This is a genomic window from Roseovarius mucosus (assembly GCF_002080415.1).
Classification (GTDB): Bacteria; Pseudomonadota; Alphaproteobacteria; order Rhodobacterales; family Rhodobacteraceae; genus Roseovarius; species Roseovarius mucosus_A.
The window spans coordinates 894,248-908,835 of the sequence record NZ_CP020474.1; the positions used below are offsets into that span (position 1 = coordinate 894,248).

The window sequence follows — 14,588 nt, forward strand, 5'->3', positions numbered from 1 at the left end:
GCGCGGATTACGTATTCGCGTCGATTGATAACGGATCAACCACGGATGCAAGACCGCACAGCTCAATTGCTTCTCGTGCTGTCCGTACTGCAAAATCCGCGCCAGTCCGCTTTTCAACTTCTCTCGGCTTGTCCACCAACCGCCCTCCGATAACGATGGGCGGACAGCTGTCCAAATTAGAACGTAGGTAATCTATCAATTCCGTCAATTGTTCAAGCGTTTTCAGACTTCCCGCCGTGATACCGGCCATAGCGAACCTGCCAGACCCAAGCAGATGTTTCAGCTCCTCAACCTCCAGCCCGATGGCCATGTGGACCCAAATACCATGTCGGCGGAACTGATCCGCCGCGACAAAAGCGCCAATCGAGTGATCCTCAAAGGTTGGCACGATCATCAACACCGACTGACCAAGCGGAATACTGCGATCCATCCAGCCGCCCAGATCGGCCGCGTCCCGCGACCGGAACAGCGCCTGAAGCCGGGCCGCCCCCACCGTTACATCGACAAAGCTTGCCTTGTCCTGCACCCACATCTCTCCAAGAAAGCGCGCGGCGTCGGGCACATAAGTCTGATAGATCTCGTTTGAGGAAATCCCGTTGGCCACCATCGAGGCAATGACCCGCTGATGCGCCGCTTCGGATTCGTCCGTAAGCGCGGCGCACAGCCGTGCAATCCACTCACCGCGGCTCTTGGGAATATCTCCGCCCTGCTTGTCGAGCGCCACCTTTCGCAAGGCAGATTCGACAAGAAACCGTATTCCTGATGCTTGCGGACCAGACCCGCTGTCGTCGGGTTCCCTCATGCGTTGCCCTCCCAGGCGACCCTACTATCCCGCGATCCTCTGCGTTTCACTATACTGCGAATCGCGCACGGGACAAAAGGGCGGCGCGTTTTCTGCTCCGTATACCTAGTGTGCGGGCGCAGAGGTCAAATGTCAAATTATCCTGACAGACCAAGGCAACAAATCTGCCCCGCGCGCGGAATCCATGCGTATCGGGGTAAAATTAGGCAAACCACACGCAGAATGGGCGATCAACCGCCTAAAAAAGCCGCTGAAGCCGCGCCGCAAAGCCGCCGCGCGACGCGCGTCCAGATTTCATTACAAGTTAACCGCGCCCAAAAGTGTAAATTATAATTGACACATTTAGCCCTCAGGTCGTAGCATCAGGACAGGCCAGAGACACGGGACCGGAGGGGATATGGCGCGACAGGCGCATCATCAACAAGCGACCGGAGCGCTCTACACCGTCGCAGAGCGCGCGCGCCGCGATGCCACGGTCTGGACGCTTGTGCAGGGCATTCTCGCACCCGTGCAATTTCTTGTCTTTCTCATCTCGCTCGGCCTTGTGCTGCGTTACCTCATCACGGGTGACGGTTTCGCCGCGGCCACCTGGTCAATCGTAATCAAGACCGGCGTTCTTTATCTCATTATGGTCACGGGCGCCGTCTGGGAAAAGGTCGTGTTCGGCCAATACCTCTTTGCGCCTGCGTTCTTCTGGGAAGATGTGTTCAGCTTTGGCGTCATCGCCCTGCACACCGCCTATCTCTGGGCGCTCTGGACCCATGCCCTGACCCCTCACGCGCTGATGGGTCTCGCACTGGCGGCCTATGCGGCTTATGTCATCAACGCCGGACAATTCCTGTGGAAACTGCGCATGGCGCGCCTTCAAGCAGGAGAGGCGGCATGAGCTTTGACACCCCCCCAAGCACTGGCTGTCGCGAAGCCCCTGTTTTGCGTGAACGCGGTCAGCACGAGGTATTTTGCGGTCTGACCGGCATCATCTGGCTGCATCGCAAAATGCAGGATGCCTTTTTTCTGGTGGTCGGCTCGCGCACCTGCGCGCATCTGCTGCAATCCGCCGCCGGCGTTATGATCTTTGCCGAGCCACGTTTCGGCACCGCCATTCTGGAAGAGACCGATCTTGCCGGTCTCGCCGATGCTCAGGTCGAACTTGAGCGCGAGGTTGGCCGCCTCATCGCGCGGCGTCCCGACATTCGCCAACTTTTCCTCGTCGGCTCTTGCCCCTCCGAGGTGATCAAGCTGGATCTCGCCCGCGCCGCAGAAAAGCTGAGCGTGCAGCACGCCCCACATGTGCGCGTGCTCAACTATTCCGGCTCAGGAATCGAGACCACCTTTACCCAAGGCGAGGATGCCTGCCTGGCCTCCATGGTGCCTTCCCTGCCCGAAACCGACGCACGCCAGTTGATGCTGGTGGGGGCCCTGCCCGATGTGGTCGAGGATCAGGCCCGTGATCTGCTGGCACAGATGGGGATCACCGATGTGGCAATCCTGCCCGCGCGCCGGGCGGATGATCCGCTCAGCGTGGGGCCGAACACTGTTTTTGCCCTGTTGCAACCGTTCCTTGGCGATACGCTGGCCGCATTAGAGCGGCGCGGCGCGCGGCACCTGCCCGCCCCTTTCCCCTTTGGCGCAGAGGGCACGACCGGCTGGTTGCGCGCCGTGGCCAATGAGTTTGGCGTCGATGACGCAACATTCGAGCGTGTCACCGCCGCCCCCCGCGCCCGCGCAACCCGCGCCGTGGCCCAGGCCGCCGAGAGCCTGAGCGGCAAGTCGATTTTCTTCTTTCCCGACAGCCAGCTGGAAATTCCACTGGCCCGGTTCCTGACCCGCGAATGCGGCATGCGCGCCATCGAAGTGGGCACGCCCTTTCTGCACAAGAACATCCTAGGCCCCGATCTCGATCTGCTCGAGGCAGGTCCGCAACTGACCGAAGGTCAGGATGTGGAACGGCAACTTGACCGCTGCCGCGCGGCACAGCCCGATCTGACCGTCTGCGGCCTGGGCCTTGCCAACCCGCTCGAGGCCGAGGGGCTCGCCACCAAATGGGCCATCGAACTGGTCTTTACCCCGGTGCATTTCTACGAACAGGCGGGCGATCTGGCGGGGCTCTTCTCGCGCCCGATGCGCCGCCGTGCGGCCCTAAAACTGGGGGCGGCATCATGAAGCTCACCCTCTGGACCTATGAAGGCCCGCCGCATGTCGGCGCGATGCGTGTCGCCACCGCGATGAAGGGGCTGCATTACGTGCTCCACGCACCGCAGGGCGATACCTATGCCGACCTGCTTTTTACCATGATCGAGCGGCGCAATCACCGCCCGCCCGTCACCTACACCACCTTTCAGGCGCGCGACCTTGGGGCCGATACTGCCAATCTCTTCAAGACCGCCTGTCAGGCGGCCTATGACCGGTTCAAGCCCGAGGCGATGATTGTCGGCGCGTCCTGCACCGCAGAATTGATTCAGGACGACCCCGGCGGCATGGCCGAGATGATGGGCCTGCCCGTCCCGGTCATCGCGCTGGAACTGCCCAGCTATCAGCGCAAGGAAAACTTCGGCGCGGATGAAACCTTTTTCCAGATCACCCGCGCCTTGGCCAAGCCGGTCGAGAAAACCGCGCAGGTCAGCTGTAATCTGATCGGCCCGACCGCCCTTGGATTTCGGCACCGGGATGACATCACCGAACTGACCGGCATGCTGGCCGATATGGGCATTTCGGTGAATGTTTGCGCGCCCTATGGGGCCACGCCGTCTGACATCACCCGGCTGGGGGCCGCGCATTTCAACGTGCTGATGTACCCAGAGACGGGCGAGAGCGCCTGCCGCTGGATGGAGCGGGAACTGGGCCTCCCCTTTACCAAAACCGTTCCCATCGGCGTTGGCGCCACCCGCGATTTCATTCGCGAAGTCAGCACCTTGGCCAATGTTCCTCAGGCAATGGATGAAGAGCGTTTGCGCCTGCCTTGGTATTCGGCCAGCGTCGACAGCACCTATCTTACGGGCAAGCGCGTGTTCATCTTTGGCGATGGCACCCATGCCGCCGCCGCCGCCCGCATCGCCCGCGACGAAATGGGTTTCGAGGTGGTGGGCCTTGGCTGCTACAACCGCGAAATGGCGCGGCCCATTCGCGCGCTGGCCAAAGAATACGGTCTGACCGCGCTGATCACGGACGACTATCTTGAAGTTGAGGCCGCGATCGAGGCCGCCGCCCCCGAGATGATCCTCGGCACCCAGATGGAGCGGATGATCGGCAAGCGGCTGGGCATTCCCTGCGCCGTGATCTCGGCCCCCGTCCATGTTCAGGATTTCCCGGCGCGCTATTCCCCCCAGATGGGCATCGAAGGCGCAAATGTGATCTTTGATACTTGGGTGCATCCGCTGGTGATGGGGCTGGAAGAGCATCTTTTGCATATGTTCCGCGACGATTTCGAATTCCACGATGCCGCCGGTGCCAGCCACCATGGCGGACAGCACACAGCCAAAGCCCCGGCAGAGACCCCGGCCCCGACAGACACACCTGCCAAAACATCCGACGTGGTGGTCTGGCTGGCCGACGCCGAACGCGAACTCAAGAAGATTCCCTTCTTCGTGCGCGGCAAGGCCCGGCGCAACACCGAGATTTTCGCCTCGCAAAAGGGGCTGAACGAAATCGGCATCGACACGCTTTACGAGGCAAAGGCCCATTATGCGCGATGACGTGATCCCCCCGGCCGCAACGGCCCCCTACCGCGTCGTGATCCTGACGCTGGATGCCCATGCGGCGGGTGCATGCGCCCGCGTGGCCGAACGGATGGCGGCCGAATTCCCCGGCCTCACGCTCAAGGTGCATGCCGCTGCCGAATGGGGCGAAAACCCCACAGCACTCGAGGCAGCCCGTGCCGATATCGCGCGCGGCGACCTGATCCTCATCAGCCTGCTGTTTCTCGAAGATCACATCCGGGCAATCCTGCCCGACCTTCAGGCGCGGCGCGATCACTGTGACGCAATGATCGGCATCATTGCCGATGCCCAGATCGTGAAACTGACCCGCATGGGCACGCTCGATATGGCCGCCCCCGAAACCGGCGCACGCAAGCTGATCAAGCGGCTGCGCGGCACAGACAAGCCGTCGGCAGAATCGGGCGAGAAAAAGATGAAGATGCTGCGGCGCTTGCCACGCATCCTGAAATACATCCCCGGCAAGGCGCAGGACCTGCGCGCGTGGTTTCTGGTCATGCAATATTGGCTGGGAACATCAGACGACAATATCGAAGCGATGCTGCGGTTCCTGATGTCGCGCTATGGTCACGAGGCGCGTTGGCGCGCACTCCGCGCCCCGGCCCCGCAGGATTACCCCGAAGTGGGCCTCTACCATCCTGACCTGCCAGAGCGGATCACGACCGACCTCGCCCGCCTGCCCGCACCGCAAGAAACCACCGGCACTGTCGGCCTCTTGGTCATGCGCAGCTATGTTCTCTCGGGCGATCACGCCCATTATGACGCCGTGATCCGCGCGTTCGAGGCGCGCGGCCTCAAGGTGATCCCGGCCTTTGCCTCAGGTCTCGATGGCCGCCCGGCGGTCGAACGGTTCTTCGAGGGGCGTGTCGATACGCTTGTCTCTCTGACCGGGTTCAGCCTTGTGGGCGGCCCCGCGTATAATGACAGCGCGGCGGCGGTTGATGTGCTCAGCCGTCTGGATGTTCCGTATGTCGCGGCTCATCCGCTCGAATTTCAGACCCTTGCACAATGGGCCGGATCGGCGGGCGGATTGGGCCCGATCGAGACAACGATGCTGGTGGCTCTGCCTGAAATCGACGGTGCCACAAATCCCACTGTCTTTGCCGGGCGCCATGGCGATACGGCCTGCGACGGCTGCGCGCGGCGCTGCACCGGTGACGGGGCCAAGGCGATGGCCCCCTGCCCCGAACGGATCGAGGTTCTGGCGGCGCGGGTCGCGCGGCTGGCGCATCTGCGCCGGCAAGAGGTGGCAACGCGCCGCGTGGGCATCGTGCTCTTTGGGTTTCCGCCCAATGCCGGTGCGGCAGGCACGGCGGCCTATCTCGATGTCTTTCAATCACTGCACAACATGCTGCACGCCATGGCCGCGCGCGGCTATGACCTGACCCCACCCGCAACGGTTGAAGAGCTGCGCCGTGCCGTATTAGAGGGCAGCGCCCGCCAATATGGACAAGAGGCCAATATCGCGGCCCATGTCAGCGCCGACGATATCGTGGCCGGCACGCCCTGGCTGCGCGAGATCGAGGCGCAATGGGGCGCTGCCCCCGGCAAGGTGCAATCGGACGGGCGTGGGGTGTTCATCCTTGGGGCGGAATTCGGCAATGTCTTTGTCGGGCTGCAACCGGCCTTTGGCTATGAGGGCGACCCGATGCGCCTGCTGTTCGAGCATGGCTTTGCCCCGACGCATGCTTTCGCGCAATTCTACCTCTGGCTCAAGAACCGCTTTAACGCCGATGTTCTCTTGCATTTTGGCATGCATGGCGCGCTGGAATTCATGCCGGGCAAACAGGCCGGACCGGGCGCTGCCTGCTGGCCGGACCGCCTGATTGGCGACATGCCCAATGTCTACCTCTACCCGTCCAACAACCCGTCCGAGGCGAGCCTTGCCAAGCGCCGCTCGGGGGCTGTGACCGTCACACATCTGACCCCGCCGCTGGCGGCCTCTGGCCTTTACAAGGGTCTTGCGGAACTCAAGGACAGCCTCAAGCGCTGGCGTGAAATGGCGGGCGACGCGCCCGAGCGCGAGGAATTGCGCGCCCTCATCGCCGAACAAGCCGTCACCGTCGACATGGGCGGGCGCGAGCCCGACACGCTCTGGCTCAAACTGCTCGAAACCGAAGACGCGTTGATCCCCGAAGGCCTGCACGTGCTGGGCCGCCCCATGAGCGCCGAGGCGCGCGCCGGGTATCTTGCGATCATGGACGGCACTGATGCCGAAACACGGGCGCGGGTCGATGCGCTCTTGCAGCAGGAAACCGAAATTGCGGCGCTCTTGCGGGCGCTTGGCGGGCACTTTACCCCGCCCGTCCCCGGCGGCGACTTGATCCGCTCGGCGGATATCCTGCCCACGGGGCGCAATATCCACGCCTTCGATCCCTTCCGCATGCCGACCGAATTCGCCTGCCGCGATGGCGCGCGGCAAGCGGCACGTCTGCTGGAAACGCACAAGAGCCTGCCACGCTCCATCGCGCTGGTGCTCTGGGGATCAGACAATATCAAGGCCGATGGCGCGCCCATGGCCCAAGCCTTGGCGCTGATGGGGGCCAAGCCGCGGTTTGATTCCTTTGGCCGCCTCTCGGGCGCAGACCTCATCCCGCTTGACGTGCTGGGCCGCCCGCGCATCGACGTGATGATGACACTCTCCGGCATTTTCCGCGATCTGCTGCCGCTTCAGGTGCGGATGCTGGCCGAGGCAGCGCTGGTGGCGGCCAGGGCCGATGAACCCGACGAGATGAACTATATCCGCGCCCATGCCCGCGCCCAGATGGCCAAGACCGGCTGCGATCTGGAAACGGCGGCGCTGCGGGTGTTCTCGAATGCCGAAGGCGCCTATGGCTCCAATGTCAATCAACTGGTCGACAGCTCTGCCTTTGACGACGAAGACGAGCTGGCCGATGCCTATCAGGCGCGCAAAGGCTTTGCGTATGGCGTCAACGGCAAGGCACAGGCGCAAGGCGCGCTGTTGCAAGCGGCGCTGGAGCGGGTCGAAGTGGCCTATCAAAACCTCGAGTCGGTCGAACTGGGTGTCACCACGGTCGACCATTACTTTGACACGCTGGGTGGGATTTCCCGCGCCGTGCGCCGCGCGCGCGGTGGCAAAGAGGCGGCGATCTATATCTCTGATACCACACGCGGCACCGGCACCGTGCGCACGCTCGCCGATCAGGTCGCACTGGAAACCCGCGCCCGCTCGCTCAATCCGAAATTCCACGAGGGCCTCTTGCGCCACGGGGCCGAGGGTGTGCGCCAGATCGAGGCGCATGTCACCAATACGATGGGCTGGTCCGCCACCACCGGACAGGTAGAGCCGTGGATCTATCAGCGGATTTCCGAAACCTTTGTTCTGGATGAGGCGATGCGCAAGCGGTTGAGCGATCTCAACCCGGTGGCCTCCTCGCGGATGGCGAACCGCCTGCTCGAGGCACATGACCGCGCCTATTGGCAGACCGACGCCGCAACCCTCGCCGCGCTGCAATCAGCCGCCGCAGCGATGGAAGACCGGATGGAAGGGGTGGCCGCAGAATGACGACTGTTTGTGACTATGACCAGTGTCAGAGTGGGGGCCAGCCCCCACACCCCCGGAGTATTTCGGGACCGATGAAACACAACATCACGGCGCAAGCCGATTGGAGGACCATATGAGCCCGCGCGACGACATTCCCAACTTGAGGGGACAGGACGGCGAGGGATCGGTGCAAGTGCATCAGGACGCCGATATGAAAATCGAAGGCGCCAAGGTCTTTTCGGTCTATGGCAAAGGCGGGATCGGCAAATCGACCACCTCGTCCAACCTTTCGGCGGCCTTTGCCGCCATGGGCAAACGGGTGTTGCAAATTGGCTGTGACCCCAAGCATGACAGCACCTTTACCCTGACAGGCCAGTTGCAGCCCACGGTGATCGACATTCTCAAAAGCGTGGATTTCCACGCCGAAGAATTGCGCCCCGAGGATTTCGTAACTGTGGGCTGGGGCGGCGTGAAATGCGTCGAGGCTGGCGGCCCGCCTGCGGGCACCGGCTGTGGTGGCTATGTGGTCGGCCAGACGGTCAAACTTCTGAAGCAGCATCACATGCTTGATGATGCCGATGTGGTGATCTTTGACGTGCTGGGGGATGTGGTCTGCGGTGGCTTTGCAGCCCCGCTGCAACATGCCGACCGGGCGCTGATCGTGACCGCCAATGATTTCGACAGCATCTATGCGATGAACCGGATCATCGCGGCCGTGCAGGCCAAATCCGCCAATTACAAGGTGCGGCTGGCGGGCTGCGTCGCCAACAGATCCAAGGACACCGACGAGGTGGATCGCTATTGCGACGTGGTGGGCTTTAACCGGATTGCCCATATGCCCGATATCGACGCCATCCGCCGCTCGCGCCTCAAGAAAAAGACACTGTTCGAGATGGAGCTGGATGAAGAGGTGCAGATGGTGCGCGATATCTACACCGGGCTCGCACAACATCTTTGGAACGGCACCGATCCGCTGGCCCCCGCGCCGATGGAAGACCGGGACATCTTTGAATTGCTAGGGTTCGATTGATGCGAGACTTCAGCGCACCTCCGGCCCTTGGGACCCCACAAGATGACTGGGCGCAGACGCGCGACCGGGTCGAAACCTATTTCGACCGTACCGCGACCCAGGTCTGGGAGCGGCTGACGAGTGATGCGCCGGTGTCAAAGATCCGCCAGACCGTCCGCGTGGGACGTGACCGGATGCGCGCGCAGATGCTGGCGCGCCTGCCACAAGACATGCGCGGGCTGCGCGTGCTCGATGCGGGCTGTGGTGCCGGACAAATGACAGCAGAGCTGGCCGCGCGCGGGGCCGAGGTGATGGCGGTGGATATTTCCCCCGCCCTCATCGACGTGGCGCGGCGGCGCTTGCCAGAGGCTCTCGCCCCGCTGGTCAGCTTTCACGCAGGCGATATGCTCGATCCTGCCCTTGGCCGGTTTGATCACGTCATGGCGATGGACAGCCTGATTTATTACACCGAATCCGACCTCGCGCGCGCGCTTGATGCGCTGGCCGCGCGCACCACCGCAACGGTGGTCTTTACCGTAGCGCCGCGCACGCCGCTTTTGATGGCGATGTGGCGCATGGGCAAACTTTTCCCGCGCGCCGACCGCTCGCCCAGCATGGTGCCCCATTCGGCCAAACGGCTACAACGCGCCCTGCGCTATGCCGGCAGCACCGCCAGCCTGCGTCCGCTGACCCGCGTGACCTCAGGCTTTTACATCTCTCAGGCGATGGAGGTTCACAGATGAGCACGCGCCGCCCCTCCCCCTGATGGCGTTGACCACGCGCTGGCTGCCCTTTGCCGATGCGGCAAGCGAGGGCCTGCCGCTTGGGCAACTGTTGCGCCTGTCGCTCTTTCAGGTGTCGGTGGGGATGGCGACGGTGCTTCTGTTGGGCACCCTCAACCGGGTGATGATCGTGGAACTCTCCGTGCCGGCCCTTGTGGTTGCGGCGATGATCGCCCTGCCGGTGCTGATCGCGCCGTTCCGGGCCCTGATGGGATTCCGGTCAGACACACACCGCTCCGCCTTGGGGTGGAAGCGTATCCCCTATCTCTGGTTCGGCTCGCTCTGGCAGATGGGCGGCCTTGCCGTCATGCCCTTCGCGCTTTTGGTTCTATCGGGCCAACAAGAGGTGGGGCCGACATGGGCAGGCGAGGTGCTGGCGGCGCTGGCGTTCCTGATGACCGGCCTTGGCCTGCATATGACCCAGACCGCCGGTCTGGCCTTGGCCAGCGACCGCGCAACCGATGAAACGCGGCCCCGCGTCGTGGCGCTGCTCTACGTCATGTTCCTGTTGGGCATGGCGATTTCGGCCATCGTGATCGGCTGGCTCTTGCGGGATTTCGCACCTTTCACACTGGTGCGCGTGGTGCAGGGGGCGGCCTTGGCAGGCATCCTGCTCAACCTTGTGGCACTCTGGAAACAGGAAAAACTCAATCCCATGAGCCGGGAAGAGCGCGAGGCCCCGCGCCCCGAATTCCGCGCCGCATGGGCGGATCTTATGGCGGGGGGCACAGCGGGGCGGCTGCTGGCGGTCGTATTCCTTGGCACCATGGCCTTTAACATGCAGGACGTGCTGCTCGAACCCTATGGCGGCGAAGTTCTGGGGCTGTCGGTCTCCTCCACCACGATGCTCACCTCGGTCTGGGCGATTGGCGCACTCTTGGGCTTTGGTCTTGCGGGCCGCGCACTGCTGCGGGGGGCAAATGCCTACCGGATGGCGGGTACGGGCCTTTTGGTCGGGATCGTCGCGTTTTCAACCGTGATCTTTGCGGCGCCGATGCAGGCGCCTGCCCTGTTTTTCGCCGGGGCTGGCCTGATTGGTCTTGGCGGCGGGCTTTTCGCAGTCTCGACCCTTACGGCAGCCATGGCGCTGGCCGCAGGCGGCGTTGCCGGGCATGGCCTGGCGCTTGGGGCTTGGGGGGCCGCACAGGCCACTGCGGCGGGTCTCTCGATTGCCATCGGCGGCGGCGTGCGCGACGTGGTCAATCATCTCGCCCTTTCCGGTCAGATGGGCGAGGCGCTCAGCACGCCCGCCACTGGCTATTCCGTCGTCTATCACGGGGAAATTGCCCTTTTGTTCATTACCCTTGCCGTCCTTGGCCCGCTGGTGCGGTTCAAACAGGCCGGCAGCACAACTCACTCCGGGGGCGGCCGCATCGGGCTGGCCGATTTCCCCACATGACCTGCGATCGCTCGAAAGGAGTCTGATATGACCGAGCCGTTCTTTGGAAATTTTGATCTCGCAAGCCTCTCACTCTGGCTGTTTTACGGATTCTTTGCCCTGCTGATTTTCTACATTCAGCGCGAAAACATGCGCGAGGGCTATCCGCTTGAGGATGACGATGGCAAGCTGTCGGCCAATCAGGGCCTGTTTCCGCTGCCAAGCGACAAGACCTTCAAGCTGCCGCATGGCCGGGGTGAATTGACTGTACCCTCGGGCCAAAACCCCGAGCGTACCGATCTGGCGCTGGAAAAGACCGCGGCTGGCAATGGCTTCCCCTTTGCGCCCACCGGCAATCCGATGGTTGATGGGGTTGGTCCCGCCTCTTGGGCACCGCGCCGCGATGTGCCGGAACTGGACGGCCACGGCCATCCCAAAATCGTGCCGATGGCCGCAACCGAGCATTTCGTGGTGGCCGCAGGGCGTGATCCGCGTGGCCTGCCGGTGATGGCCGGTGATGGCGAAATCGTCGGCAAGATCAGCGACATGTGGATCGACGAGCCCGAGCAACTGGTCCGTTACCTGGAAATCGAGCTGGCCGCACCGCATGGCGAAGGCAAGCGTCTGGTGCCGATCACCTTTGCCCGGATTAAGTCGGACCGCGTCAACGTCCGCTCGATCTTTGGCCCGCATTTCGCAGGCGTTCCGCAACATGCCTCACCGCGACAGGTCACCCTGCTCGAGGAAGACAAGATCAGCGGCTATTACGGCGGCGGCACACTCTATGCCAGCACCGCGCGGCAAGAGCCACTGCTGGGATAAGAAGGAGTCAAGACCATGAGCCACGACGATTTTGCCGTTGAACCCGTAAGGGGCCTGCCCGAAACCCCGCCCGAGGGCGAGCGTATCCTCTGGCAGGGAGCGCCCGATTGGTGGCGGTTGAGCGTCGAGGCGCTCAGCCTGCCATGGGTGGCAGGCTATTTCGTCGTGCTCGCGGTCTGGCGGTTCATCACCATGATGGACCAGATGCCACTTGTCACAGCCATTGCGGCCGCCCTGCCGCTGGTGATCATGGGGATCGTGGTCTGCCTTATGCTGATGCTGGTCGGCTATATTCAGGCCCGCGCCACGGTCTACACGATCACCAACCGCCGCGTGGCCATGCGCATCGGCGCGGCGCTCACGGTCACGCTCAACCTGCCCTATACGCAGGTCGGGCGCGCCGATCTCAAACTGACCAAGGGCGGAACCGGCACCATCGTGCTCGACCTCATGGGCGACACGCGCCTCAGCTACCTTGTGTGCTGGCCGCATGTGCGCCCTTGGGTCATGCGCCGCACCCAACCTGCGCTGCGCTGCATCCCAGAGGCGGCCAAGGTCGCGCATCTTCTGGCCGAGGCGGCAGAGACCCGCGTTGCCACACCCAAAATCGCCCGCAGCGCCCCGCAGCACGCCCTCGCGGCAGAATGAACAGGAGCGGATAAGATGACCGATACAAGCGCCCCCCGTTACAAGGCCCCAGCAGATCGCGAACTTGTGCCGCGCGTGATGATTCGCGCGATGCTGGGTCTGGTGCTGGCGGTGCTGGCGCTGGTCACTTATGCGCGCCTCACCGATGCTCCGCTGGTCGCCACCCCGCCGGACAGCGAAATCGTGCTGGAGCGCCATGTGTTCCTCAGCGGCGATATGAGCGGTGCCGCCAAGGTTCTCGATGCCAATGGCGCACTGATCGCAACGCTCTCGCCCGAAGAGGGCGGCTTTATCGCCGGCGTATCGCGCGTTCTCGACCGCGAGCGCGCCAAGCATGGCGTGCCCCTCACCGGCCCTGTCACCATCATCGCCCGCAAGGATGGCCGCCTCTCGGTCTACGACCCCTCGACCGGATGGGGTGCCGATCTGATGGGCTTTGGCCAGACCAATTCGATGGCTTTCACCAAACTTTTGACCCGCTAGGAAAGGATCACCACAATGGGACTTCTGACACGCGAAGTTGAACGCGCCCCCTGCACGGTCGAAATCAGCCACTGTTTCGATAGCTTGCACGCGCATGTGCGTTTCAACAACGGCACCACCGTCTATCCCGGCGACAGCGTCAAGGTGCATGGCCCCGAAATCATGGCCCCCTACGGCATGGTCGTGAGTGAGGATCGCGAGGCCACCATCATCCGCGCCAGCGCCCTCGAACGTCTCTGGACCCGCTGGACCGGCGATTTCGAAGTGATGGAACTCTGTGAATTCTCCTTTTCCGACGAGGTGACGCTATGAATATCGCCGTCAAACATTCCGCCGACGCCACCACCGTCGAAGAGGGTCTGGCCATTCAAGAGGCGAATGCCAAGTTCGACAGCAAGGCCGCCACAGAACTGGCAATGCAGAACACCCTGCTCACGCCGCGCTTTTACACCACCGATTTCGATGAGCTTGACGCGGTCGACGTCTCTTCGGTGCGCGAAGACTGGGACAAACTGATTGATCAGATGGAGGCCGACCCCAACAAGGGCCACTTCAAGAAAAACGAAGATTGGGACCATGTCGATTGGGACGGGATGGAGCCGAAGCTCAAGAAAGAATTCATCGACTTTCTGGTCTCAAGCTGCACCGCCGAATTCTCGGGCTGCGTGCTCTACAAAGAGATGAAGCGGCGCGGCAACAACAAGGACATCACCCAGCTCTTTCAACTCATGGCGCGCGACGAGGCCCGGCATGCCGGCTTCATCAACGACGCGCTGCGCGAAGCGGGCGTGGCGGTGAACCTCGGGTTCCTGACCCAGCAAAAGAAATACACCTATTTCCGGCCCAAGTTCATCTATTACGCCACCTATCTGAGCGAAAAGATCGGCTATGCCCGCTATATCACGATCTTTCGCCATCTCGAGGCGCATCCCGAACACCGCTTTCATCCGATTTTCAAATGGTTTCAGGAATGGTGCAACGACGAGTTCAGCCATGGCGAGGCCTTTGCGCTTCTGATGAAGACCGACCCCAAACTGACCTCCGGCAAGAATGTGCTGTGGATCAAGTTCTTCCTGACGGCGGTCTATGCGACCATGTATGTGCGCGACCATCAGCGGCCCGCGTTTCATAACGCGCTTGGCGTTGATCCCGATTGGTATGCGCATGAGGTCTTCACCAAGACATCCGACATCAGCAAACAGATCTTCCCGATCACCCTCGATATCGAGCATCCGCGCTGGCAAACCGGGTTGGTGAAGCTGCAAAAGGCCAATGCCGATCTGGCAGTGGCCCGCACGCAGGGCGGCCTGAGCGGGCGCTTGCGGTCGCTGGGCGCACAGATGCGCGCGGCGGCGGCCTTTGTCGGGCTCTACACCATTCCGGCGAAAAAGCACGCCTTGCCCGCTTCGACCCGGATGGAACCGGCCTATTGACCCAAGTGGGGGG

The 14,588-nt window shown here is 62.7% G+C and carries 13 protein-coding genes; 12 read left to right on the forward strand and 1 reads right to left on the reverse strand.

What is annotated here, in order from left to right:
- Positions 1-7: 7 nt before the first annotated feature.
- Positions 8-802, reverse strand: a complete 795-nt coding sequence (locus tag ROSMUCSMR3_RS04355; RefSeq protein ID WP_232279176.1) for a cobalamin B12-binding domain-containing protein — start codon at positions 800-802, stop codon at positions 8-10.
- Positions 803-1,199: 397 nt separating this feature from the next.
- Here ROSMUCSMR3_RS04355 and bchF point away from each other — a divergent pair, with 397 nt between their 5' ends.
- From bchF to acsF, 12 genes are all read left to right on the forward strand, one after another.
- Positions 1,200-1,688: a 2-vinyl bacteriochlorophyllide hydratase gene (gene bchF / locus ROSMUCSMR3_RS04360; protein WP_081506576.1), complete on the forward strand. Its 489-nt coding sequence runs from the start codon at positions 1,200-1,202 to the stop codon at positions 1,686-1,688.
- Positions 1,685-2,965 carry a ferredoxin:protochlorophyllide reductase (ATP-dependent) subunit N gene (locus tag ROSMUCSMR3_RS04365; RefSeq protein ID WP_008280367.1) on the forward strand — a complete coding sequence of 427 codons (1,281 nt, stop codon included), beginning with the start codon at positions 1,685-1,687 and terminating at the stop codon, positions 2,963-2,965. The genes bchF and ROSMUCSMR3_RS04365 overlap by 4 nt, the downstream gene beginning before the upstream one ends.
- Positions 2,962-4,494, forward strand: a complete 1,533-nt coding sequence (gene bchB, locus ROSMUCSMR3_RS04370) for a ferredoxin:protochlorophyllide reductase (ATP-dependent) subunit B (RefSeq protein ID WP_081506577.1) — start codon at positions 2,962-2,964, stop codon at positions 4,492-4,494. Before ROSMUCSMR3_RS04365 ends, bchB begins: the two co-directional genes overlap by 4 nt.
- Positions 4,484-8,041 carry a magnesium chelatase subunit H gene (locus ROSMUCSMR3_RS04375; RefSeq protein WP_081506578.1) on the forward strand — a complete coding sequence of 1,186 codons (3,558 nt, stop codon included), beginning with the start codon at positions 4,484-4,486 and terminating at the stop codon, positions 8,039-8,041. The genes bchB and ROSMUCSMR3_RS04375 overlap by 11 nt, the downstream gene beginning before the upstream one ends.
- Before the next feature lie 112 nt (positions 8,042-8,153).
- Positions 8,154-9,050: a ferredoxin:protochlorophyllide reductase (ATP-dependent) iron-sulfur ATP-binding protein gene (gene bchL / locus ROSMUCSMR3_RS04380; protein WP_037297426.1), complete on the forward strand. Its 897-nt coding sequence runs from the start codon at positions 8,154-8,156 to the stop codon at positions 9,048-9,050.
- The gene (bchM, locus tag ROSMUCSMR3_RS04385) at positions 9,050-9,772 is read left to right on the forward strand and encodes a magnesium protoporphyrin IX methyltransferase (RefSeq protein WP_081506579.1); all 723 of its coding nucleotides are present in this window, start codon (positions 9,050-9,052) and stop codon (positions 9,770-9,772) included. Before bchL ends, bchM begins: the two co-directional genes overlap by 1 nt.
- 22 nt (positions 9,773-9,794) lie before the next feature.
- On the forward strand, positions 9,795-11,210 hold the full coding sequence (locus tag ROSMUCSMR3_RS04390) for an MFS transporter (RefSeq protein ID WP_081506580.1): 1,416 nt from the start codon (positions 9,795-9,797) through the stop codon (positions 11,208-11,210).
- Between the two features lie 27 nt (positions 11,211-11,237).
- The gene (puhA, locus tag ROSMUCSMR3_RS04395; RefSeq protein ID WP_008280373.1) at positions 11,238-12,011 is read left to right on the forward strand and encodes a photosynthetic reaction center subunit H; all 774 of its coding nucleotides are present in this window, start codon (positions 11,238-11,240) and stop codon (positions 12,009-12,011) included.
- 15 nt (positions 12,012-12,026) lie between these two features.
- Complete coding sequence (gene puhB / locus ROSMUCSMR3_RS04400; protein WP_008280374.1) at positions 12,027-12,659, forward strand: photosynthetic complex putative assembly protein PuhB; 633 nt, start codon at positions 12,027-12,029, stop codon at positions 12,657-12,659.
- A gap of 15 nt (positions 12,660-12,674) precedes the next feature.
- Positions 12,675-13,142, forward strand: a complete 468-nt coding sequence (puhC, locus tag ROSMUCSMR3_RS04405; protein WP_008280375.1) for a photosynthetic complex assembly protein PuhC — start codon at positions 12,675-12,677, stop codon at positions 13,140-13,142.
- 15 nt (positions 13,143-13,157) lie between these two features.
- Complete coding sequence (locus tag ROSMUCSMR3_RS04410) at positions 13,158-13,454, forward strand: hypothetical protein (RefSeq protein ID WP_008280376.1); 297 nt, start codon at positions 13,158-13,160, stop codon at positions 13,452-13,454.
- Positions 13,451-14,575 (forward strand): magnesium-protoporphyrin IX monomethyl ester (oxidative) cyclase, encoded by a 1,125-nt coding sequence (gene acsF / locus ROSMUCSMR3_RS04415; protein ID WP_008280377.1) that lies wholly within the window; start codon positions 13,451-13,453, stop codon positions 14,573-14,575. The genes ROSMUCSMR3_RS04410 and acsF overlap by 4 nt, the downstream gene beginning before the upstream one ends.
- Positions 14,576-14,588 lie beyond the last annotated feature (13 nt).

Coding starts and splice junctions, on each gene's coding strand:
- puhB (WP_008280374.1), top strand. CDS start 12,027: ATGAGCCACGACGATTTTGCCGTTGAACCCGTAAGGGGCCTGCCCGAA.
- ROSMUCSMR3_RS04410 (WP_008280376.1), top strand. CDS start 13,158: ATGGGACTTCTGACACGCGAAGTTGAACGCGCCCCCTGCACGGTCGAA.
- puhC (WP_008280375.1), top strand. CDS start 12,675: ATGACCGATACAAGCGCCCCCCGTTACAAGGCCCCAGCAGATCGCGAA.
- bchB (WP_081506577.1), top strand. CDS start 2,962: ATGAAGCTCACCCTCTGGACCTATGAAGGCCCGCCGCATGTCGGCGCG.
- ROSMUCSMR3_RS04375 (WP_081506578.1), top strand. CDS start 4,484: ATGCGCGATGACGTGATCCCCCCGGCCGCAACGGCCCCCTACCGCGTC.
- puhA (WP_008280373.1), top strand. CDS start 11,238: ATGACCGAGCCGTTCTTTGGAAATTTTGATCTCGCAAGCCTCTCACTC.
- bchM (WP_081506579.1), top strand. CDS start 9,050: ATGCGAGACTTCAGCGCACCTCCGGCCCTTGGGACCCCACAAGATGAC.
- bchL (WP_037297426.1), top strand. CDS start 8,154: ATGAGCCCGCGCGACGACATTCCCAACTTGAGGGGACAGGACGGCGAG.
- bchF (WP_081506576.1), top strand. CDS start 1,200: ATGGCGCGACAGGCGCATCATCAACAAGCGACCGGAGCGCTCTACACC.
- ROSMUCSMR3_RS04390 (WP_081506580.1), top strand. CDS start 9,795: ATGGCGTTGACCACGCGCTGGCTGCCCTTTGCCGATGCGGCAAGCGAG.
- acsF (WP_008280377.1), top strand. CDS start 13,451: ATGAATATCGCCGTCAAACATTCCGCCGACGCCACCACCGTCGAAGAG.
- ROSMUCSMR3_RS04365 (WP_008280367.1), top strand. CDS start 1,685: ATGAGCTTTGACACCCCCCCAAGCACTGGCTGTCGCGAAGCCCCTGTT.
- ROSMUCSMR3_RS04355 (WP_232279176.1), bottom strand. CDS start 802: ATGAGGGAACCCGACGACAGCGGGTCTGGTCCGCAAGCATCAGGAATA.